General features: G+C 68.3%; 14 protein-coding genes and 1 pseudogene. 3 read left to right on the top strand and 12 right to left on the bottom strand.

The annotated features are described in order from the left end of the window. Positions 1-5: 5 nt before the first annotated feature. A complete protein-coding gene (locus K1J60_RS11010) occupies positions 6-1,469 on the bottom strand; it encodes a hypothetical protein (protein ID WP_220646059.1) in 1,464 nt (487 codons plus the stop codon). 24 nt (positions 1,470-1,493) lie between these two features. After that, the gene (locus K1J60_RS11005; RefSeq protein ID WP_220646058.1) at positions 1,494-1,778 is read right to left on the bottom strand and encodes a hypothetical protein; all 285 of its coding nucleotides are present in this window, start codon (positions 1,776-1,778) and stop codon (positions 1,494-1,496) included. Between the two features lie 832 nt (positions 1,779-2,610). On the opposite strand from K1J60_RS11005, the gene K1J60_RS11000 reads away from it, so the two are divergent. Further along, the gene (locus K1J60_RS11000) at positions 2,611-2,865 is read left to right on the top strand and encodes a hypothetical protein (RefSeq protein WP_317619707.1); all 255 of its coding nucleotides are present in this window, start codon (positions 2,611-2,613) and stop codon (positions 2,863-2,865) included. A 63-nt stretch (positions 2,866-2,928) separates the two neighbouring features. Here the strand turns inward: K1J60_RS11000 and K1J60_RS10995 are convergent, their stop codons facing one another. The 3 genes from K1J60_RS10995 to K1J60_RS10985 form a co-directional block, all read right to left on the bottom strand. Next, the gene (locus K1J60_RS10995) at positions 2,929-3,132 is read right to left on the bottom strand and encodes a hypothetical protein (RefSeq protein ID WP_220646057.1); all 204 of its coding nucleotides are present in this window, start codon (positions 3,130-3,132) and stop codon (positions 2,929-2,931) included. A gap of 144 nt (positions 3,133-3,276) precedes the next feature. After that, a complete protein-coding gene (locus K1J60_RS10990) occupies positions 3,277-3,528 on the bottom strand; it encodes a hypothetical protein (protein ID WP_220651998.1) in 252 nt (83 codons plus the stop codon). Continuing rightward, positions 3,528-3,884, bottom strand: a complete 357-nt coding sequence (locus tag K1J60_RS10985; RefSeq protein WP_220646056.1) for a hypothetical protein — start codon at positions 3,882-3,884, stop codon at positions 3,528-3,530. The genes K1J60_RS10990 and K1J60_RS10985 overlap by 1 nt, the downstream gene beginning before the upstream one ends. 158 nt (positions 3,885-4,042) lie before the next feature. Here K1J60_RS10985 and K1J60_RS10980 point away from each other — a divergent pair, with 158 nt between their 5' ends. After that, a complete protein-coding gene (locus K1J60_RS10980; RefSeq protein ID WP_220646055.1) occupies positions 4,043-4,315 on the top strand; it encodes a GntR family transcriptional regulator in 273 nt (90 codons plus the stop codon). A 347-nt stretch (positions 4,316-4,662) separates the two neighbouring features. On the opposite strand, the pseudogene K1J60_RS47120 reads toward K1J60_RS10980, so the two are convergent. Beyond that, positions 4,663-5,245: pseudogene (locus tag K1J60_RS47120) on the bottom strand (hypothetical protein); the annotation flags it as partial. Positions 5,246-5,468: 223 nt separating this feature from the next. Between K1J60_RS47120 and K1J60_RS45735 the strand changes: the two are divergent. Further along, positions 5,469-6,836 carry a NucA/NucB deoxyribonuclease domain-containing protein gene (locus K1J60_RS45735; RefSeq protein ID WP_259407670.1) on the top strand — a complete coding sequence of 456 codons (1,368 nt, stop codon included), beginning with the start codon at positions 5,469-5,471 and terminating at the stop codon, positions 6,834-6,836. Positions 6,837-6,887: 51 nt separating this feature from the next. On the opposite strand, the gene K1J60_RS10965 is transcribed toward K1J60_RS45735, so the two are convergent. From K1J60_RS10965 to K1J60_RS10940, 6 genes are all read right to left on the bottom strand, one after another. Next, positions 6,888-7,346 (bottom strand): hypothetical protein, encoded by a 459-nt coding sequence (locus K1J60_RS10965; protein ID WP_220646054.1) that lies wholly within the window; start codon positions 7,344-7,346, stop codon positions 6,888-6,890. 158 nt (positions 7,347-7,504) lie between these two features. Continuing rightward, positions 7,505-7,873 carry a hypothetical protein gene (locus K1J60_RS10960; RefSeq protein WP_220646053.1) on the bottom strand — a complete coding sequence of 123 codons (369 nt, stop codon included), beginning with the start codon at positions 7,871-7,873 and terminating at the stop codon, positions 7,505-7,507. 33 nt (positions 7,874-7,906) lie between these two features. After that, positions 7,907-9,004: a PASTA domain-containing protein gene (locus K1J60_RS10955; protein ID WP_220646052.1), complete on the bottom strand. Its 1,098-nt coding sequence runs from the start codon at positions 9,002-9,004 to the stop codon at positions 7,907-7,909. Positions 9,005-9,084: 80 nt separating this feature from the next. Continuing rightward, a complete protein-coding gene (locus K1J60_RS10950) occupies positions 9,085-13,209 on the bottom strand; it encodes an Eco57I restriction-modification methylase domain-containing protein (protein ID WP_220646051.1) in 4,125 nt (1,374 codons plus the stop codon). Next, positions 13,209-16,166 (bottom strand): DEAD/DEAH box helicase, encoded by a 2,958-nt coding sequence (locus K1J60_RS10945; protein WP_220646050.1) that lies wholly within the window; start codon positions 16,164-16,166, stop codon positions 13,209-13,211. The genes K1J60_RS10950 and K1J60_RS10945 overlap by 1 nt, the downstream gene beginning before the upstream one ends. 52 nt (positions 16,167-16,218) lie before the next feature. Beyond that, positions 16,219-22,506: a protein kinase domain-containing protein gene (locus K1J60_RS10940; RefSeq protein ID WP_450167239.1), complete on the bottom strand. Its 6,288-nt coding sequence runs from the start codon at positions 22,504-22,506 to the stop codon at positions 16,219-16,221. Positions 22,507-22,880 lie beyond the last annotated feature (374 nt).

The following is a 22,880-nucleotide window of genomic DNA, read 5'->3' as shown; positions in this document are numbered from 1 at the left end:
TCGACTTACGTCCATCCGATATTCACTCCTAGGTGATAGCGGGCCATGTCGTTCAGCGCTGCGGTTTCATCTGGGTCACGAAATGGGGCCGCCGGTAGGTGATCGCGGCCGAGAGGGCCGACGCCGTGCACGACGTCGTCGTATGCCGATGAGATGGCGGAACCGATGAGTAGGTCAGAGGCTTCGTCGAGAGAAAGGCGCTTGGCAGGCCAGCCGTATACTCCGTCGTTGATGACTTTCAGGGGAGGGAAGAACCACCATGGGTAGTCCGGAGCTTCTGGGTCCAGCAGGCGATATCCGTCCATGTCGATCAACATGGAGCCGAAGTGAGATATTGATCTGACATCCGCGCGCCGCTCTCCGTGAAGTCGATCGGCTGAGAGAAGTGGGACGCCCATCATCCTTCGCGCAAAGGAGCGTCTGGGGTCCGCGATGTCACGCAGATCTGAGTCCTCTGTCAGTTGGCAATCGATCGACCCCACGCGGATATCAGTCTCTCGAGTGACCGTGCTGTAGAAATTGCTGACGTGGTCAATTGTGGGCCGTGCATTGACTGCCTCTGAATGCTTGTAGGTGCGTCGCTCTGCCATTTCTGCTGCGGCAAAGAGGAATCGATATGGCGGGTAGAGTTCGCGCCAGTCAATAGTGCTTACGCCCTTTTGTAGGCCAGGCAGTGGAGGGTTCAAGGCGAAGTCGATAAGGGTCAGGACTTCAGAATGAGAGAGGCTCCGGCCTGCCATGGATTCTGCGAGGCGGTAAGGTTTCCCGTATTCTCCTCTCCGGTTTATGTCCCACATTCTCTGGAGTCCTCGATCCATGATTCCTGGATGAGGCCCGCGGAAGAGATAGCCCTCGTCCAGTAGGCCCGCGCATTCAAAGAGGAGTCGCGTTGTGATCGGCTCGTCGCCTCCAAGGAGGGGTCCGAAACTGTGCACGCGGGCGTAGTCCTCACTTTCCAGAGGCAACATTCCCCTTCCAGTCCATTGGCTCCAGGTGGTATGGAGAGCCAAGGTCAGTGAGTCCTGCATGGCTTCCTGGTCAATGTTCGACCAGTTGAGAGGCTCGAAGCCCAGGAGGATCGTGTAGGCGCGGTGCAGGGAAAGCCAGGTGAGGCAGTTGTTCGCTATTTCACGTCCGAGTGAATAGGCGCTGGCCTTAGTATTCCAGGCGAATAGGGGAATGCCATCGTTGCGGTGCTTCTCGAAAGCGGCTCGGTCGTTACTGTCGAGGTTGCGGATCGAATAGTCGGCCAGGGTGTCACGGGTAGCGCGTAGAAACGTGAGAAGCACGCCGATGGTAGAGCCGTGAAATCGGACCCAGTGGCTCGTCTCGTGCGCGTGGACCAAGTTCCATGACATGAGCGACGTGACCAGGTCGTTGGGCTTGTCGCGCATATTGTCGTGGAATAAGAGCTGGCTTCTCAGATTGAGTTGAGCGCCAGTTGTGCTGTGCAGGACCGGAGAGCTCATTGGGAATCCTGTTCTCTGCTACGGCTACTCGCCGCCCTCGCGTTCGAGTGGATCGACGGGTTCTACAGAGCCACGGTCACGCGCTCGGTCAATGAGAGCCCGGATCGCTTCATACAGGCCATTGGTGGCAACTCCTGCCGCTACCGAGATGGCAATGTCCGCCAACTGCCCGTGGTGCAGTGAATCGCTCTGCGTCTCTTGGTACGTGATTTCGACCGTGCATTGCCGGCTCAGTTCTGGGGCTTCCCGGATCTCTTCGGCCAGGAGTTGCAGGTTGGCGGCCCCTCCGCGGTACATCAGCTTGATCATGAGTGGAGCATACGAGGGGCACGGATAGTGAGTCGGAGGATCACGAAATCCGGTGGACGGGCAATCCGGGTGAATCTGCCGATTTTGCGCTTCTTTGCAGTACGGCCTCAGGTGTGACAGTTGGCCCTGCTGCCATGCTCGCCCGAACCTCCATCTCCACGCGCATTCGACGCCGCGGCGTTCCGGAATCTGATCGAGCCCGGATGTGGCGCGGCGGCGAGGTCAATGCGTGATCGGGTGGGGTGGCTGGTTGTCGCGGGGTGGCCCTTCAGGCGGGACAGGCCAGCTCGGTCCGCACGGTCTGGCCGCTGGGCGGACAGGGGAGTGTCTCCTGGTGGTCGACGGGCGCGGCGACGAGCGAGAGGCCGTGTCCGTCGTCGTGAAGCGCTGCGCCAGGTACGGCGCTCGTGGGGCGAACCAACGGCCATCTGTCTCCACGTGCGTCGGTGACATCGACGCGAAGGCGACCGGTTGAAGCGTCGAACAAGAGAGTCAACCGAAAGCTGTGACCGGGCAGGCGCCCGGGGAGTACGGCGTTCGCGCAAGCTCCGCACCGACGATTTCAGGACGCTCCGTGAGGTTCTGCGGGCGTCCCAGGACTGGAGTTGGCTCATGGTGAGCAGCGGGCGAGCCGAGCGCCGCGCCGTAAGGAGGGGAACAGCTGCGTGAAGGTGAGCGGGGAGGCGGTGAGTTGGGGAGCGTGGCCGGCAGCTGACATGCGTCGCGCGCGCGTCATCCACGAGGGAGACCACCGGTTCGCGACCCTGGTCGAGGAGAACGTCCTCCATCACCGGATCGGCGATCAGGGCGTGATGGCAACCTGCTCGCCGCGATGTCCCTGCCGTCCATGTCGCTCGGCATCAGCCTGGCTGCGACCGCGTGGGAGGCGGTCATGTGGCCGCTGGAGCAGTTCACGGTCTTCGACGACTCGCGGATCCATGTGGAGTTGCTCGCCGCGAAGGTGACCGTCACGGCGCCGGGGGAACTGGACATGTACCTGCGGGCGTTCGCTCGGCTCACAGAACTGGCCGTGTACGGGGCTGATGCGCGGGCCCTGATCGTGCAGGCCATCGAAGCCCTGAGCTGACCCGGGGGCCCGTGGACGCTGTCCACGGGCCCCCGGCGGGCCGTCCGCAGGGGGCGCTAGGCGCTACAGGCCGCGTGGACCGTGGCCGGTCCGGCAGCGTGGGCAGCGGCACGGGGGCCATGCGAGGGACACCGGCGGGAGGGCGGCCGTGCCCGGGGCGTACGCGGTCGGCTCCGCCGCGCCGACCCGGCGCCCGTCGCCGTCGAGGTGGTAGGTGCTGATGGTCAGGCGGGACTTGCCCGGTTCGGGGCGGGTTCCGGCGATCATCGCTCACCGCCCGACGTGTGGGAGGGGCACAGGCAGTGCCGGATCGGCGGGAAGCCGGCCGAGCCGGGCCGGGGCGCGTCGCGGGTCCGGCGGCGTACCTCGTGCACCGGGGCGCGGTCGAGGGCCGGCGCCCTCACCGCGCGCTCACCGCTCGCCGCCGCTGGGGCGGGACGTCGGCGGCAGCGACAGCACATCCGGCACGCGCGGGAAGTGCGGGGCGCAGTCCCGGCACGCGTACACCGTGAAGCCGGGACCGGTGCCCTGGTGCACCTCGGAGACGACGACGGGCGTATCGGTGATCGCACAGCAGCGCACACACATACGCACCGGCGCACGCGTCCCACCCGGGACGGACTCGGGGCGCTCGCTCGGCTCACTCCGCTCATCCGTCTCCATCAGGCCACCGCCTCGGCGCCGACCACATGCCGGTCGAGGTCGATGCCGAAGTCGGCGGCCAGGACCATGGCGATACGGCGCTGCCGCTGCAGCGCCCGCTCACCCGACCGCTCGCGCTCCCGCTCAGCGAGAACGACGTACGGTCGGACCACGGCCGTCGCCTCGCCGGGCAGCGGCTCTTCGACGCCGTACGGCGACCGCCGCAGGGGAGGCCACGGCACCGTCGCACGGGGCGCCTCCGGCGTACGCGCGAGGGTCCGCCCGGCGGGGCGTGTGTCCGCCCGGCGCCTGCCGGTACCGGGCGCGAGCACGCCCAGGATCCACAGCGTGAGGGTGTGGATAATGCTCACTGTCATCAGCTCCTTGGAGGCTGGTGGCCATGCCCCCGGACGTTCGCCGCGTCGCGGGGGTCCTTGCGTCATGAGGACCGTACCGGCAACTTGTCTACCTCGTCTAGGACGTCTACAACGTTGCCAATATGCGCAGCGTATGGAACATATCTAACGTCCAGGTCATGGAAATTGATCGCTTCGATCCGACACCCATCTACAAACAGGTGGCGCGAGTTATCCGCGGCAGGATCGAGTCCGGCGAACTCCGACCGAAGGACCCGATCCCGTCTGAGTCGAAGATGGTCTCCGACTACGGCATCGCCAGGGACACCGCGCGGCAGGCCGTTGCGCTACTGCGCTCCGAAGGGTGGGTGATCACCCTTCCCCAGCGAGGCACGTTCGTTGCCCAGCAGCCGCCCGCCAGTGCGCCTGGGAGCGGTGAGTCCACCGACTGACGTACGGTGTTCGGCCCGGTCCGCACTGGCGAGACGGTATGGGCGGGGCCGACGTGGACCATCGGCGGGACGGGGCTCGCCGGGTTGAGGTGCGGCTACAGCGCATGGCGGCAGTCGTGTAGAGGTTCGCGGGGGCGCTGTTCGCCGCCGTCGTCTGGCTGGGCGCGGTTCATGCGGATTTCGCCGGGGCACTGAGCGGTGTGTGTCGCCCGCCGACTTCGGGGGTGCGGGCGGGGCGGGCGGGGCACCGCGTAGTCGCCGCCGAAGCCATCGGCGTCCGCTACCCCTCCACCTTGCGACGGTCACCTGTCTGTGGCCGCGCTTGTGGGAGGAGGCGTATGACGATGTCAGCCTCGATGGCAGCGACCTTGAAGCTCGGAGATGACAGCTCTCTCGCGTCCGTTGACGTCACCGTCCACGGCGGCCACCCGGTTGGCCACGTCGAGGAGGTCCCTCGTACCCCCTGACTCGGCGTCCAGGCGTCGCCACACCTCGGCGCGGTCGATGTCGAAAAGGTGAGCGAGCTGTTCGTCGACGACCTGATGCTGCTCCCGGACCAGCCTCACCAGATGGCGCATCAACAGCACCTCATTGTCGGCGGCCGCGAGGTCGAAGAAGGCATTGATGGCGCTGGTGCGGCGTTCATGACATACGTGTGAGTCGATTGACGGCGTTCTGTCAGGCATGGGTGCGCTCCGCGAGCCCTGGGCGGCCTGGATGAGGACTTTCTCGCCCTTGTACGTGATCCGGCCCCGTAGTCCGCGCGCGTGTCGCGGGTGTTGTGGATCCTGCCCGAGTCGTTGCCGGGCGGAAGTCGTCCAGCAGGTCCAGAGCCAGGGCGAGCAGCGGCGAGTCGTGGGCAGTTGGCTCCGGCCAGGACCACCCCAGCGGGATTCCGTAACCGTCCGTCATGCCCGCGCGAGGCTGCCCGCTCACGTAGATGGGGGCTACTGCTTGTGGCCTATTGCCCGTCAACCACGCCGCGGTGCGCAGTTGGCTCAAATCGCCTTGATTAGCGCGTGTGTTCGATGAGAGTGTGGCGCTCCCGGGTGGGCCTGAGCCCCCGGGGACTGTCGTCATCCTTTGCTGCGCGCCGGATGAGTCTCCGTGCCGACTGTTCCACGGGGGTGTTGCGGGTGTGCAGCCTCATCAGGTGAACGGGGACTATGAAGTGACGTTTCGTCGAACTTTTTCCGTCACTGCGGCGATTGGCGTTCTGGCGGCTGCTGTTCTGCCGGTGGCGTCACCGGCTGCGGCCGCATCGCAAAGCAGAGAAATGCACACGAGTGTCCTGCCGGTGGGAACGCGGCTTCCCTCACTGTCCGATCTTCAGCGGGCGGGGAGTAAAGACCTGCTCGTCAAGGAGCGTGAAGCGTTCGCTGGTTCCGAGCATGCGCCGGAGGTTGTCGGTCCGGCGGCCACGTACGGCCGCGTCAGCGACCAGCGATCCGCGGTGGCGGATCCGCCGGTGACCTATCCCGAGCCCGCCCGTACGATGACACCTCAGGAATGCATCAAGGGCTTGGGCACGGACAAGAAGTTCTTCTTCAAATCGCGTTTCGCTTCCTGCTCCGGTGCGGTGTTCTTCACCGTGTGGTCGCAGAACGGCCGCCCCGTGGGTGAGACCCAGTTCGTCTACCTGTCGGTCGGGACGATAGCGAAGGACAGCCGCGACGTACGCATCACCCAGTACTTCACCAAGATGCAGAAGACTGGTGCCGTGCCGACGTCGGCCATGATGATCAAGCCGTCGGTGAAAATACCCCAGGTGTGGCCGAAGACCGCGAAGGTCACCCAGACCGGTGCGGTGCCTGGGGCTCGGAGCTTCGATGTCATCGCCGCTCAGCAGCCTGCGGGATTCACGCGTGTCCTGAAGGCTGCCGCAGGACAAGGGTCCAAGCCCGCCGACGCCGTCGCCTCTGTCTTCGAAGCGTCGGCTGTGATCACCCCGCCTCCCGGCTATACGGCGGCAGGGGAACTGAGCGGAACGCTGTTCTTCCTGCCGCCGCGGTGGGACAAGGCTTCGTATCTCCCCAAGTCAGCCCAGGGTGGTGCGGTTTTCACCTATCTCGTCCCGCTCGTCTACAGCACCAAGGCGGGCTCTCCGGAGAAAGCAGTCGCCAACCACATAAAGACCGCTTTCACCAAACCGGGCAGCACCAAGCCGGCCAACGCCAGCAAGAAGGTTCCTGGGTCGAGCGCGCAGTCGCCTCTGCACCGGCTTTACCACGACAACGCACGACGCAAGAAGAACCGTTCGACCGCGGTGAGCGCGTGCAAGAAGGTGTTCGGCAAGGACTACGCCAAGGGCGGGAAGGAGTGCGACGAGTACCCCTTCGCAACCACCTATGAGGGCTGCGCCCAGAACACGTACGAGCCTTCCGCCCCGAAGAACAACTTCTCCGTCCGGCCCCTGGCGAAGAAGGACAACGGTAACGCCGGCAACCTTCTCGGTCAGTTCATGACGGTCAACCGCATACTCGACGGCGACGACGACGGCTTCTACGTCACCATCAAATAGCGGAGCGAGTGCCAGGCAAGGCCCTGGGGGCGAAGGCCCCCAGGGCGGTTCTCATGCCGACTGGGGCCAAAACTGCACGAGGTAGCGCTCGACGCCCTCGGCAATTCCTTCCTCCTCGATGACGCGAACCACCTCATCGCGGCCGGAGCAGTAGACCCGCACATACCAGTCCCGGTCGGAAGCCCCCAGTTCGATCACATCCTCGATCGGGCCGTACGCCACCGCCCACACCTGCAGGGTGCCCGTCGCGGACCGCACAGTGGTCTCGGCCTGTTGGTCCCACACGCGACTTGTGTCAACGGGCGGTTCACCGTCCCAGACCTGGGCGGTCATCGTCGGTGTGTGAGTATGACCAGCACTCTCGATATCAACCCGTCCAGGGTGAGCGGTCAAAAACACGCCCTCGTCCATGACTCGGCCGCCTGGATACGCAACCTGGACAGAATCCGCATCCTGTAGGCACATCCCGTAGAAATCCACCTCGGGTTCGAGTTCCTGCTCCTTCAGCATCCGGGGCCCAGACATAGCACTCCTATTCATCTATAGTCAGGCACTCACACCGGCTGATGCCGCGCCTCCTATGGGTCCTTCCGCGTAACAGCGTGCAACGAACACTGGCTACCGGCGAACCCTACGCGTACCCAATCGAGCTCTCTAAGGACCGGGAGTTACGGGTAGTACATGCCGATCCGCTGCACTGCTGCGACGGCATCGCGGACCTGGTGTCCCTTGGGCTTGTAGACGGGACGCACCGCCTGCTGCCCCTGCTGCCCCTGCTGCCCCTGCTGCTTCAGCCAGTCGGCGACAGCCCGCCCGATGTAGAGGTGATCGTTGCTGTCCTCACTGGTCTCCGTGCGGCGGCAGTTCACGGGTGGCCGGTGCGAGAAGCGGCCCTTCTTGAAGTCATCGCGCCTCCGACTCCGCATGAACCGGTCGAAGTCGTCAGGGTCGTACGGCAGGAACACCGGCCAGTCCGACTCGGCCCGGCCGACGACTGCGGTCTGTACCTTGCGCGAGTCTTCCTCTGCGTACGGCAACGGGGCTCCTGGTGACGGGGGACGCGACGAGGGTCAGGCGCTACGCCAGCGGTTGCGGCCGTCGGAGCCGGGGCCGCAGACCATGGGGGTTTCTGCTTCGGTGACGCCGGTCGCTCCGCGCGGGGAGCAGAACGAGCCGGGGTGGACCGTGCCTACGCTGCTGCCGCCGCCGGTGGAACCGCCGGAGGACGACGAGGAGCCACCGTCGGCCGAACCGCTGCCTTCGGTGGTGTCGTTGTCGTAGTCGGGATCGTTGGCGGTGATCTTGTAGGTCGTGTCCTTCGCCGACGGGCAATGCTGGATGAGGTCGGCGTCGGTCCACTCGCCCAGGTCGAGGCGGACCGTGGTGGCGGAGTCGACCTTGGTTCCTTCGTCCGGGGACTGGAAGCACACCCGCCACTCGTCGCCGTCCTCCGCGGCCTCCTCGGCGGTCGGAGTGTCGATGTCGAGGTAGACGTCGTCGAGCGTGACGCGGTCGAGGTCGATACCGGCCTGCTTCAGATCCTCGACGGCCGTGTTGTAGGTGGCTCCGACGACGTCCGGCATCTTCGGCCACGGGAGCGGGCCACCGTCCTTCGCAGGGCACGGCTCAGCACTCTTGACGGCCGCGAAGCCGATGTTCATCGCGGCCGTGTCGGCCTTCTGGAAGCACACGGTCCATCCGGACCTCAGGACGATCGTGCGATCCTCGTCGGCCGCGTCATGGTGGGCAGCGGTGTAGCCGGCGGAGCGGGCCTGCTTCTCGGCCTTGTCCAGTCGCTGGCCGACATAGTCAGCGGCCTTGGCGGGCTTGGACGTGGACGCGGCCGGGGATGCCGAGACGGATTCGGTGCTTGCCCCGCCCGCGCCCGCTGACTTGGCGTCGGACTTGCCTGTCCCGCTGTCGTCGAGCTGTCCACCCAGGGCCGCGCCGACCGTCAGGAGCACAAAGGCTCCGAACGTCGCGCCGAGCCTGGCGAACCAGCGCCACGGTGGCAGCACCCATACGGCCACCATGGCGGCGATCATCACGAGGAAACCCAGGGCGAAGCTGAACGCGCCGAGCAGGGCGACCAGTGCGAGGACGCCGAGCACGGCCGGTGTGGTCTTCCACCAGGGGCGGGACGGGGCTGGAGTGTTGTACGGGTTCATGTGGTGCTCAACTCCTCAAGTGCGGGCCCAGGCACGGTGGGCGGGCCCGCACAGGCCCTCGAACGGAGAGGGATCGGGCCTCAGGCGGGGTGCCTGGGGCCGTGGCCCGGGGGCGGGGTGAGGGTGGAGCGGTAGGTGCCGGACTCGCCCTCGGTGAGCGGGTTCTCCAGGGTGAGGCCGGCGGCGGCCATGCGGTCGTATTCGGCGAGGATCAGGTTCTTGGTGCGGTACTCGCCGTGCGCCTTGATGTCGTTGTCGCGGGTGACGTTGAAGGTGTCAAGGATGTACGCGGTGTCATCGCGGGTGATGCCGTAGAGGTGGAAGAAGAGGGCGTCCAGTTCGGCGCGGATGATGGCGCGGCGGTCCTCGTCCCACTGGAAGGGGGCGCCGGTGTCACCGAGGTCGCTAGCGAACGGGCGTATGTCGTTTGCGGTGTAGGTGAGTTCGAGGATGCGCGTGGTGACGAACTCTGCGTGGGGCGCGAGCTGGTCGGGAGTGGGGACCGGAACCTGCTGGACGTAGCCGTAGGTGAGGTGCGTGCCGCCGATCTTCTGGCGAACGGCGTAGTCGCAAGCCATGGACGACCAGACTGCGGAAAGCAGCGGAGCGTGGCTCGGCAGGGCGGGGAGGGCCAGAGGATAAGGGTGGCCGAAGCCGTGGGCCGGAGCAGCTGCCGTGATCAGGGTGCGTTCATCGCTGGCCCGGGCGATGTCACGCCAGCCGAAGAGCCACTCCCGGTTCCACCCCTTGGCGGCCAGACGGCTGCGGACGCCAGGCTCCATAACGGGCTTGCCGTTCTTGTCGACTTCGCCAGTCGGAACATCCTGTTCCGGCACCCAGTAGCGAGGCAGCGGTACGGCGGAGGCGTCCTGGTGCTGGTCCACGGTAAAGCGGGGAAGGGTGCGCTCGTTGAGTTGCTTCTCCGTGGCGTCCTCGTACGTGGAAAAGCGGTGGTCGTAGTGGTGCAGCATCTTCGCCTCGTACAGCGGGAGCAGGCGCTCATTGCCACGGGTGAGAACGTTGGCGTCGAGGGTCCATCCTGCTTTGAGGAGATCGTCGAAGGTCTCGCCGTTCTGGGCGGCGGGGCGGAACAGGTGGGAGTCGTTCGACATGTCGAGCATGCGCGTGAACGAGATGTCCCAGGGGTTCCCGCCCACTTCATTCGTCTCGTTGATCAGGACTGGTACTCGGCGGTAAATGCCGAGCGTGATGTCTGCATCCCGACGGGACGAGAAGATGGGACACGTCCCCGTGTTCGGGTTGACGCGGAGGATGTCGCGCGAGGTCAGGGTGTACGCGCGGTCGGCGATCTGCGCAACCTGGCGGACCTTGGCAACCATGGAGATGGGGGCGTCAGGGGCGCCCTGGCTGCGCATCGTGAGGAGGACGAAGCGCACGTAGTCCTTGACCGCGGCGAAAAGCTTTTCTTCGTTTCCGAACTCGAACAAGCTGGCCAAGGACCCTCGCTCGACCAAGTCCTTGAAGAAGAACTGCGTCGTCGCATCCGTAGCGATTCCCGTCGGAACGATCACGCCCGTCCGGCCGCGCGGCCCCGTCAGCATGCGGTCGGTTTCCGTGAACACGGCGTACGTGTTGATGTCACCCCGCCCCGTCAGCGGGAATCGGACGCTGGTGCGCAGGAAGTGACTCTCGCCCTCCGAGCGGCGCTTGGCAGCCTCGAACTCGGCGTACAGGCGCGCGCCGTCAGGATCGTCCCGCAGTTCGGCAATGAGCCTCTTCCGGGCCGCCGCGTTCTTGGCCTCAGCAATCCGCGGATCCCGCTGAGCAAAGAACTCTTGCTCCTGAAGCTTCACCCGCTCCCAAGGCGGATTCCCCACCACCGCATCGAACCCCCCAGCCCAGCCCGTACCCCGCTGAACCCCAACCCCCGACTCCGGGACGGAGAAAGCCTCCGGAAACTCCAAGTGCCAGTGAAAGAAGCTGTACTGATACCGAAGCCGCAGAATCTCCTCATGCGTACTGTCCGGCACCACAGACTTGTCACGACCACGCAGCGCCCGAAACACCTGGTCCGTCGGCGCCTCCGGCGCCCCCTCATGCTTGGGCCACACAAACGCGGCACACCACGCGTCAGCGGCATGCAGGTCCTGCACATACGCGCTCGACTCCACGTACGCCTGATACGCGGACTCCTGCGCCCGCACCTGCTTCAGGGAGTTGGCCGGAGCAGCGGTGATCCGGGCCAACTCAGCGGCGTAACGCTCGTTGCCGGGCAGAGCATCCGCATCAAACAGAAGCTCGTCCTGCCCACCCCGCTGGGCCTTGTTCCGCTTGACGAGCCCAGCCGCATACTTCCGGTCATCACCCTCGATCGGCTTGAAGGCGTCGTCCGGAACACCGTCCGCCAGCAGCTTCGGCGTCGCCCCGATCAAGCCGTTCCCGTGTTTGACATGGGCGTCCAGGAACCCGAGCGGCTTCCCCGGCTCCATGGCTTCGATCCACAGCGAGACCTTGGCCAGCTCCACGGCCATGGGGTTGAGGTCGACGCCGTAAATGCACCGCGCGACAACCTCGTGCAACGCATGCCGCATCGCATCGACCGTCGGCTCAGGGTTGCGCTCCCGCACCGACGCCACCCGCTTGGCGATACGGCGCGCCGAAGCAACCAGGAAGTGCCCGGACCCACAAGCCGGGTCGCACACCGTAAGCGACAGCAGCTCATCGACGATGTCGTCGGCCGGGTCGGTACGACCGGCCTCGGTCGCCCGCTGCTCGCCTCGCTTGACCGCGTCGTCTATGACCGGGTCGAGTGTCGTGTCCAGCAGGCACTCAATGAGCGAGGACGGGGTGTAGTAACTTCCCGTCGTCTTACGGCTGTTGCCCGCCACCTCGATCAACTCGAACGAGCGGTCCGTCGCCGAGTGCTTCGGCTCCAACTCCAGCAGGGACTCGTACACCGAGCCCAGTTCCTCGGCATCCAGGTGCCGGTAGTCCACCGCCCGCCAGCGCCGCGCGCCCGGGTCGCGGACCTGCGCGAGGTGCCGTACGGCAGCGAGCAGTGACTCGTTGGACAGCTTCAGGCCGTCCAGCGGCGCGTCGGCCTCCTTGTGGGAGAACAAGCCGCCGAGGCCCGGCAGGCCCAGCTCCGGACGGCCACCCTCCGTTCCCAGGGCGTCGAGGACGATCCGTAGAGCCTCGTACTGATCACCATGAGCCGTGCCCTGCCGCCGCCGGGCCCGCTCACGCAACCGCGCCGAGGAGAAGTACCGCTCGTACGCCTCCCGTTGCCGCTCACCGGCATCGGGGTCGAGCAGCGCATCGCGGTCCTCGGCCACGAAGACGAACAGCAGACGGTAGACGAGCCGCAGCAGAGCGTCCCGAAGCGCCTTCGGGTCGACGTCCTCCCGCAGCCGGACGTTCTCCGGATGCCGAAGGAACCCGGTACCAAGCACCGTCAGCGCGTTCTGCACCCCCAGCCGCAGCTGATCCAACGCCCGCGCCCCCGAAGTGACGGCCTCCGCACGCCACTTCTCCAGCCAGCACCCCGCAGCCGCCGCCCCCTCCGGCACCTCGAACCGCGACGCGTGCAGCAGGCTGTACAGCAGCACGAACTCGCTGAACAGCTCACCGTCGAACAACGCCTCCAGGTCGAACTCGACGTAGGCGGCCGTGGAGAAGGACGACGAGTCGCGCAGCAGGCGCAGGCGGCGGCCGTTGGTGAGGACCGCCCACAGGTGGGCCTCGGTGCGGTTGAGGCAGTCCTGGAGCATGGACTGGGCCGGGACCTGGCCGGCTGCCGGGCGCTTGTCCAACTCCTGGTTCCACGGCACCAGATGGACCAGCGCCGGGCCGTGGCGGTGGGAGACCGGGAACCGCTTCTCCGGGTCCGAGTCGGCCGGGATGCCCGCCGCCCCGACCTCCGTCAGCGCGCCGAAGTCCAGCTTGCGGAAGAGCTGGGCGAGCCAGTCCGTCCCGGCCCGGCCGGTCGGGTCGGCGGCGGGCGCCCCCGTCGTCGGGTCCGAGGGCAGGGCCGTGCGCAGGTCGCGCCAGAGCGGCTTGAGGTACTCCCAGGCGCGCTCGGCCTCGTCGCGCACGGGGACGGAGGCGGGCAGGCCGTAGTCGGCGGACTTGGTGCCGGGCAGGTTCCGCGCCTCGGCGATGCGCAGCAGCATGTCGGCGGGGAGCAGGCCGCCGACCGTGGTGACGGAGGTGAAGGCCAGGGCGGTGCGGGTGGCGGCGGACATCAGGCTTCGGCTCCGGTCATGGTGGGAACGGGCTGCTGCGGCAGGTAGACGTACACGCCGAGGACGTCGGCCGGCTCCTGCGGGACGACCTTCAGGCCGCGGACGATCTCCTCGTTGGCCTTGCGGACGCGGCGGTGCGAGGCGTCGAGCTCGGCGGCCAGGCGCGTGCCGTACTCGGTGAGGTGCGCGGACAGGTCCGGCAGGCCGTCCAGGGCGCGGGTGATCTGGTTGCGGGCGAGCTGCTCGTGGGTGTTGGCGGCGGCGCGGGCCGAGAGGAGCGCGGCGGCAGCGTCGTCGTCCAGCCAGCGGGCGCGCGACGGCATCCCCTCGTAGGCGAGCAGCCGGGCGTCCTCCGCGACCAGCTGCCGCTCGCCGGTACGGGAGGGCAGGGTGAGGTGGAAGCGGTAGCGGACCAGGAGGAGCGTCGTGCGGATGCCGACCGCGTTCGTGGTCACCACGCCGCAGCGGCGGGCCGGGCGGGGGCCCGGGGTGTTCGCGTCGAGCGCCGAGTCCAGGACGTACGAGGCGATGGCGCCGATCGCCGGGTCGGTGCGGACCAGCGCCGCCTCGCCGCGGGCGATCGCCGGTGTCGTACGGAACGGGATCTCCCGGTCCTCCTCGATCAGCCGTCCGCCGAGGGTGGCGGCCAGCGCGTCGCGCAGGCCGGCCGGGGCGCCGCCGGCCTGAGCGGTGAAGTCGCCGTTGCCGTCGCGAGGTTCGCGGACGAGGGCGTCCAGATCGCGCAGCGCCTCCAGGGCGAAACCGCGCACCTCGTCGGCGCCGCCGAGCGCGGCCCGTACGGCGGTGACCTCTCGGGCCACCTCCTCCGGGTGGATGGCGCGCTGGGCGTACTTGGAGCGGGAGGTCTTCTCCCGCTCGGCGGCCGAGTTCCACTCGCGCTCGATACGGTCCAACGACTCCTGGTGGCCGCCCAGGTCGAACAGGCTCTCCTGGCTGCCCTGCCGCCCGTGCAGCAGCAGCCACTCCACGACGGCGTCGGTGACACCGGAGGCGGTCTCGTCGGGGACGGAGACGGAGATGCCCAGGTCCTTCTTGATCTGCCGGTGCTTCTTGAACAGCACCTCCAGGACCTTGCCGTCGATGCCGTTGTCCTCGCCGTACATGGTGATGACACGGACCTGGTCGCGCTTCTGGCCGTAGCGGTCGACGCGGCCTTCGCGCTGGTCGTGGCGGGTCGGGTTCCAGGCGAGGTCGTAGTGGACCACGGCGTCGAAGTGGTGCTGGAGGTTGACGCCCTCGGAGAGGCAGTCCGTGGCGATCAGCACCCGGCGGACGGCCGGGTCGCCGGTCTCCGCGCCCGCTGCGGCGGACTCGGCGGCGAGCTGCTCGATGCGCTCCAGACGCTGCTGCGGGGAGAGGGTGCCCGTCACCGCGGCGATCTTCGTCTTCTTGCCGAGCTTGCCCTCCAGCTGCGTGGCCAGGTACTCGGCGGTGGGGATGTAACGGCAGAAGACGATCGGGTGGTAGCCGTCGGCGATCAGGCCCTTCAGATGCCGGGTGAGCGCCTTCAGCTTCGCGTCCTCGGCCGGACCCATCAACTGCGCCGCCCGCTGGGAGAGTTCGAGCAGCCGGGCACCCGCCTCCTCCGACTCGGCGGCGCCCGGCGCCACGTCCATGCCCTCCAGCCGGTCGTTCTCGGCGGAGTCGGCCGCCACCGGGGCACCAAGCGCGTCCGCCTCCTGCGCGGTGCGGGCGGTGGCGGACTCCGAACGCGTCTTCAGGGTCTGCGCGGCCGCCGCCGGGGAGGACACCATCGAGCGCAGCAGCGCGATCACCGACCACCAGGCGATCCGGGCCTCACGCTTGCCCTGCTCCCCGGCCTCCGTGACGCGGTCCCGCGCATAGGCGATGGCGTCGTCGAGCAGCGCCCGGTAGGCGGGCGTCAGCTTGTACGGCTCGTCCTTGGTCCAGCGGTCGGACGGGAAGGCGGTCCGCTCGGCCAGGGAGTCGTCGGCGAGGCCGTCCTCCTTGGTGAGATAGTCGCGGACGTCGGCGCGCTTGCGGGCCACGAAGTGCTCGGCGAGCTTCGCGCGCCCCGCCGGGGACTCCAGGTCCAGCGTGGCGAGTTCTGGACGCACCAGGCCGAGCAGGTTGCGGAACGCGGACTCCTTGCCGGAGTGCGGGGTCGCGGTCAGCAGGAGCAGGTGCCGGTCGGCCTTGGCGGAGACCCTGCGCAGCAGCTCGTACCGGAGCTGGTTCGCGGCGGACGACGTGCCGCCCTGCGTGGTGTCGTCGGCCGCCACGCAGGCGTGGGCCTCGTCGACGATCACCAGGTCGGGGCAGTTGCGTACGAAGTCCTCGCGGTGGCGGGTCGACTTGATGAAGTCCGTCGAGATGATCGTGCAGGAGTGCTTGTCGAACAGGGACTGGCCCAGCTCCAGGCCGCGCTCCAGGCGCGACACCGTGGAGGCCAGGACCAGTTCGGCGTCGATACCGAACTTCTCCCGCAGCTCGCCCTGCCACTGCTCGGCCAGGGCGGGGGAGCAGAGCACTGCCAGCCGGGTCGCCTCGCCCTGGGCGAGCAGCTCCTTGGCGATCAGACCCGCCTCGACCGTCTTGCCGATGCCCACGTCGTCCGAGATCAGCAGCCGTACCGTGCGCTGCCGCAGGGCCATCAGCAGCGGGACCAGCTGGTACGCCCTGGGCTCCACCGCTATTGACGCCAGTGAACGGAACGGGCCCGCACCCGAGCGGAACCCGATGCGCAGCGCCGTACGGAGCAGACCGGCGGCCCGCTGGTCGCCCAGGTCGGCCGGGCTCGGCGCCGCGAACTCGGCCGGCCGCACCTCCTCGAAGGTGGGGAACACGGCCGCGATGTCGTCCTCGCTCCCGCCCAGGGGGCGCAGCACCAGCATGTCGGGGGCGCTCTCGGGCAGCACCACCCATTCCCGGCCACGGGCGGCGACCAGGGAGCCGGCTGTGTACGTGAGGCTCATGGGATGTCTCAGTTCCTAGAGGTCGAGAGGAGGTCGAGAGGGGGCGAGGCGGTCAACGGAGATGGAAGTAGGCGGCGTTGCGGTCCGCGATGGCGTCCCAGTCAGTGTCCGCCGGGAAGCGCAGGACGTCCCAGCCCGCGTCCTCCAGGCGGTACCCGGCCTCGACGTCACGGGTGGAGTCGGCGGCGTGGCCGGGGACGTCGACGAACACGGCGAGGTTGGCGCCGTCCAGGCGGAAGACCAGGTCGGGGCAGGCCCCGGCCTCCGGGACGAGGACGTCCACCTCGTCCGGCAGCCGATAGCCCTTCGCCCTCAGCCAGCCCAACAGGTCACCCTGCGCGACCAGCTCCGCGAGGTCCGCCTCCACCGGGGTCGGCGAGGCCGCCGGGGCCAGCCTGCGGAACCGCTCGCTGCGGGACTCGCCACGGTCCTCCCGCTCGGTGCGGGAGGCGGCCAGCCGCACCAGCAGCGGCTGGGCGGCATGCCGGCTCAGCTGACGGTGGTGGGTCTGGTTGGCGTAGGTCAGCAGACAGGCGTAGCAGCCGCGGGCGCACCTCTCGCCGTCCGCCGGTCCGCCCTCGTCGTCGCCGGTCTCCGGGTCGAAGTGGCAGATGTCCAGGGCGGTTTCGGCGGCCTTGGCGAGAGCGTCCCTGTCGTGCTGGATCCGGCGCAGCACACCGGCGCCGCCCTCGGCGGCCTCCGTGAACAGCATGCGGCGGCGTGGCCCCTCGTCCGGCGGCAGCAGCTCCGCGGTCAGTTCGGAGTCCTCCAGCTCGAACGCCGCCTCGATGCCCCGCTCCAGCGCGTACAGGAACGACAGCGCCACCGGCTCGGGCAGCGGCTCCTCCAGGGTGACCACGAGGATGTTGCGGCGGTCCTCCACGAACGGGAGCACCCGCTTCTTGCGGCGCTTCTCGTTGCCGTCATCGTCGACCACCGGCATGCCGGTGCCCTCGATGGCGTCCGCCGCGGCCCGGTCGTTGAGCCAGCGGCCGTCGCCCAGGTCCAGCCAGTAGCCGTCCGGCTCGCCCTCCTTGTCGCGGACGCGGCCGAGGTTGGTGATGCGCACGGTCGCCGAGTCGCCGTAGTCCAGGTCGAGGACGGGCGCCCCGTCGGCGTCGGCGACATGCGAGGTGAGGCGTCCCTTGCGGGCGCCGTGGTCCTGGAACGCGTACGAGGTCTCCAGGCGGAAACCGGCCCGGCGGCGCTCCTCCTCGTCGGAGGAGATCCGCTCGCGCGGCGTGGTGTACACCGTGTGCAGGTGGAGCAGGCCCGTGCGCTTGCCGCGCAGCTCCTCTCCGCACATCGTGCACGTGTCGGAGCCGGGCTTGACGACGTAGTGGTAACCGCAGCCGTCGCAGCGCCTGGCCTCCGCCGTCGCCAGATCGCCCGAGGCGTCCGGCGGCAGCTGAACCCGCGTGACCTGATAGCGGGCGCCCTCGTGGTAGATGAGCGCGCCGGGGCCGAACTCGCGGATCGCGAGGAACCGCGGACGCTGGAGATAGTCGCCGTCGGCGTTGCGACGGTTGCCGGAGCGCGGGATGTACGCGGCCAGCGGCAGCCGCGGGAAGCTGTAGCCCGGCAGGAACCCCTCGGACGCCAGATAGCGGTACGGATTGAAGTCGCTCATCACCGACTTGTTGTCGGTGGAGCGGTTCAGCAGCAGGTTCGTCTGCGTCTCGGCCTCCCGGCGGCGGCTGCGCGCCCGGCTCTGCTCGCCCTGGGTGAGGGTGTGGTCGACGACGCGCTTGTTCTGCTCGTACTGGTCGATGACGGCCGCCCGGAACAGATCCCGCCACCGGTCGAAGGAGGCGTCGAACTCCTGCGGAGCCCGCTCGATCCGGTCCTCGATCCACTCGTCGTACCACCAGGTGGTCGACTCGAAGTCCGCGATCAGCGGGGCGAGGACGGTACGGGCGGTGGCGGCCGCGCGTGTACGGGCGTCCTCGTCCAGGGACAGGGTGAGGATCTCGGAGCGGAGCGGCAGCGGCATCAGCGGGTCGGGGCGGTCGTCGCCGTCGGGGTCGTAGGCGACATCGACGACCTCCGGGATCGCGGTGCCCAGCTTCATGCCGGTCTCCGCCAGCCAGATGCCCTGGAGATGCGAGCGGACCAGATCCTCGTTGGCCAGGTCCAGCCGCGGCGGGGCCACCTGGCCCGACACCATGTCCTGGGAGCGGCGGAAGTAGTACTGGTCGTGGCTGTTGCCGGTCGCGCAGTACGTCGTCACCAGCGCGGGCTGACCGGAACGGCCCGCCCGGCCCGAGCGCTGTGCGTAGTTCGCCGGGGTCGGCGGGACATTGCGCATCATCACGGCGTTGAGCGAGGAGATGTCGACGCCGAGCTCCATCGTCGGCGAGCAGTACAGCAGAGGCAGTTTGGCCTGCCGGAACTGCTCCTCGCGCTCCAGCCGGTCCTCCGGAAGGACCTGAGCGGTGTGCTCCCGTGCGAACAGACCGGCCAGCTCGGCCGCCGCGGCCCGGTACAGGTCCCGGAAGAACGGGTTGACGCGCGGGCCCTCTCCGCTGCTGTAGGTGCGCGCGAGCGGGTCGACCGCGCCGCGTTCACCGTTCCCCGCACGCCAGATCAGGTGGGCGGCGGACACCCGGTAGCCGGTGCGCTTCTGCGCCGCACGGCGGCGGTAGGCCGGACCGGAGGACTCGGGGGTCGCGTCCACCTCGCGCACCAGGTCGGCGTCGCGCAACACCTTCAGCAGGTCTTCGATGACGGACTGGACGTCGTCCAGGCTCACGGACGCCTCGCGCAGCTCGGGCATGTTGCGCCGCAGGTACTTGCCGAACTTGCCGCGGGCCGACAGGAACAGCGCGGAGCGTTCCATACCCGGTCGTGAGCCGTACGGGTAGGCGGTTCCGACGACCGGCCGGTCGCTCTCGCTCAGCACCCACGCCCCGGTCAGCCGCTCCTCGCTCGCCCGCTGAAGGGTGTCGAAGTCGTCGCGGAAGTACTGCACGTCGATGGCCAGAGCCCGGCGCATGAAGTCGAGCAGCGTACGGGCGATCTCCTCGCGCAGCGCCGGATCGGCGTCGCGCAGCACGGCGTGCGCGGACTGCCAGCGCTCGTCGGTGGCGGCGAGCCAGTCCAGGTCCTCGTAGTCGATCCGTAGCAGTCCCGTCTGCTCCAGGTTCGGCATCGTGATGCGCCAGCCGCGCTCCAGGTCGCGGTAGAGGCGGTATCCGACGACGTCCCGGAAGGCCTTCACCGCCCGGCGCTCCATGGCAGGAGTCAGGTCCGCGCCGTCCGTGTACTCGCGGGGTGTCAGGCCCATCACCTCGGTCACGGCCTCGGCGAGGTCGTCGTGGTTCAGCCCTTCCTCACCGGAACGCACAGCCGCCTGGTAGAGGGCGCCACGCAACTGGGTCACCTGAGCGAAGTCGTTGAAGTGCCCGGCCTGGAGCGAGGCGTCCTGTCGGTTGTCGACGAAGGTGAGAAGCTTGCGCGCTTCCTTGCTGAGGCTCTCCTCCGGCACGGCCCGCAGCGACTTCACGATCGACGCGGAGATCAGCGAGGTCGCCGAGGAACGGCCCTCCTGGTCCAGGGTGGCCAGCTTGGCGAAGTCCCGGCCGCGGGTCTGCTCGTAGGAGACCTGGCAGTGCACGCAGAACAGGAACGGCGCCGGGACGAACGCCGCCACCAGCCCTTCGCCCGCTTCGTTTCCGTGGGCGTCCACGACGACACGTTTGGGCAGACGCGGTCGGTAGGACTTCTTGACGACCGTCATGCCCTGCGCGTCCGGCTCCAGCCACGACTCCGGCAACCGCCTGTCGTCCACGGCCTTCTGCGGATCGGCCGGCCACTCGTAGTCCTCCCCGGGCATGCCCAGGTACAGGTAGCCCTCGCCCGCGCGGCCCCCGGAGGCGGAGGTGTCCCGTCGCGGCTCGTACCGGAACGCGCCGCCGTCCTCGGTGCGCCAGACCGTCAGGTACTCCTGGCCACACTCGCGGCAGAACGCCAGTGGGAACAGCGGCTTGCCGTCGCTGTCCGGCTGCTCCAGCTGGTAGGTGCGGGTCAGCGGCCGGGTGAGCGGATCCTCCAGCGTCGTGTAGACCGTGTCGCCCTTGGAGAGGAACTGGTGCAGCCGGAACGCGAACAGCGGCCGCTCCGTCACCGGGTGCTTGGCCTGTGCGCCCGCCTCCAGGGTCGTGCGGATCGCCTCGCGCACGCTCTCCTCGGGCACCCCGGACTCTTCGGCCAGCTCGGTCGCCGCCTCCTCGACAGTGCCCGGAGGGCAGCGCCGCAACCGCCCCGTGCCTTCCTCCTGCTCCAGGCCGAACCGGGACTCCACCCAGCGGGCCAGCGGATCCTTCGTCAGCGCCTCGTACGAGCGGGGCGCCGCCGGCACCCGCAGCCGCTCGGCGGGCACGGACTCGGGGGCCTCCCCGGTCGCCCGGACCAGGGTCTCCCCGATGACCCGCTTGGGCAGCACCGTCGTACCGAACAACCGGCCCGCGACCCTGGCCACCTCACGCCGCTGGTCCTCCCAGGAGCCTTCGGTGGACATGGTCGCCGAGGTACCGATGCACTGCAGCGTCGTGGACGCGCGGCAGGCCTCACGTACCCGGCGGATCAGGAACGCCACGTCCGCGCCCTGTCGGCCCCGGTAGGTGTGCAGCTCGTCGAAGACGAGGAACTGGAGCCCCTCGGCCATGCGGATCAGGCTGGACCGGTCGTCCGGCCGGGTCAGCATCAGCTCCAGCATCACGTAGTTGGTCAGCAGGATGTCCGGGGGGTTCTTGCGCAGCTGTCGGCGGTCCTCGTCGGACTCCTGCCCGGTGTAGCGGGCGAAGGTGACCGGCTCGCGGCCCTTGCCGAATCCGTGCCGCAGGTACTTCTCCAGCTCCCCCAGCTGCGAGTTGGCCAGCGCGTTCATCGGGTAGACGACGATCGCGCGCACCCGGCCGCCGGCGCCCGGCCCCGCCGCCTGACGCTCCTTCAGTACGTGGTTCACGATCGGGACGATGTACGACAGGGACTTCCCGGAACCGGTGCCGGTCGTCAGCACATAGGAGTCGCCCGCCTGGGCGGCCTCGATCGCCTGCCGCTGGTGGAGGTGGAACGTCAGCGGCCGGCCGTCCGGGCGCTGCGAGGTCTCCTTCTTGTCGGCCTGGAAGATCTCCGCGCACTTCGGGTGCAGCATTCCGTCGCGCACGAGGTCGGTGACCTGCCCACCGTCGGCGAAGAACGGATTCAGCGACAGCCACGGGTCGGGCCATTGCGACTTCGCCGCCAGGTCCTCCTCGACGAAGTTGTCGATCCGGGCGTCCCGGATCACCGTCGCGCTCTTGGTGAAGTTCTTGTACTCGCTGATCAGGTCGGCATGGATGCCGAAGACGTCCATCGCCTCGGGCAGGCGCGGTTCCCTGCGCGGCACGGGTGCGGGGGCGGCCGGGACAGGCTCGGGGAGCATGGCACGCAGCCGCGCCACCGGGTCCATCACCTGCCAGTGCGGAGCCAGCAGAGCGGCCGTGTCGTCCGGCGCGAGCGCGAGCGGGACCAGCGTCTCACGGACCAGGGCGGCGTTCTCGGGCCGCAGTTCGGAGTCCTTCTCCAGGAGGCGGTCCACCAGCCGGACCAGTTCGGCGGGCAGGTCCGGCCGCACCAGAGTGAGCCGCGGTGGCTTCTCGTGCTGGTGCTGTTCGGAGAGTTCGTAGGGGGTTCTGGCGGAGAACGGCGGCCGCCCTATCAGCAGCTCGTACAGGATGCAGCCGAGCGCGTAGAGGTCGGCCGACGCGGAGACCCGTTCGGCACGGAACTGTTCGGGCGCCATGTAGCGAGCCGTGCCGACGCTGACGCCCGTACTGGTCAGACGGGTCTGGTCGGGATCGTCGACGACCGAACCCATGCCGAAGTCGAGGACCTTGATGGTGCCGTCGCGGGTCAGCATCGCATTGGCCGGCTTCAGATCGCGGTGGACGACCCCGGCGGTGTGCGCGGCGGCTAGGCCGGCGGCGAGCTGCGCCCCGATGGCGGCGACCCAGGAGACCGGCAGCTGAGGTTCCTCGTCGATGAGGTCCGCGAGCGGATGGCCGTCCAGCAACTCCATGGCCAGGTAGGGCAGGCCGCTGCCGTCCGGCGCCCGGTCCACGCCACCGTCGATCAGCAGGGTGAGGTTCGGGTGGCCCTGGGAGAGCATGCGCATGATCCGCACTTCGCGGCGGAAGCGGTCGATCTCCTTGCCGGACCCGGAGGTGTCGACGGCGACTCCGGTACGGCTGCGCAGCACGGTCTTGACGGCGACTTCCCGGTGCGGGGAGTCCGCGGCCGCCTGAAGGTCTTCGGCCCGGTGCACCTCGCCCATGTTCCCGCGGCCCAGGATCCCCATGATCCGGAACCGTCCGTCGACCGTCTCCAGGCGCACTTGCCCTCCCCGTCTCACCCGTCGCATACAAGGTGGGTACATTCCGTAGGGAGCGTATACCTTCACCTGTTGCGAGCATCACATCATCCTGTTGACGTTGTCAACGCGTCTCCCTTGTAGGCTTGGCCGGAAAGCCTCGCTCCTTTGTTCCCCGTACTTACGGTCATCTTCTTCGGCGCAGGTCTCAAGGGATGCGGGGCCGGCCAGGGCTGTGGTGCGAGGGAGCGGGATTGGACGAGGCCGCAGGATCGCCGTATCCGGTCAGGGAACTGCTGACGCCGCGCGATGGGAAGTCGCCGCGTGACTGCGCAGCGACGGCGAGGGCCGCAGCAAGGTCT

This window comes from Streptomyces akebiae (genome assembly GCF_019599145.1).
GTDB classification, from domain to species: Bacteria; Actinomycetota; Actinomycetes; order Streptomycetales; family Streptomycetaceae; genus Streptomyces; species Streptomyces akebiae.
This window is presented reverse-complemented; position numbering and strand designations above follow the sequence as displayed.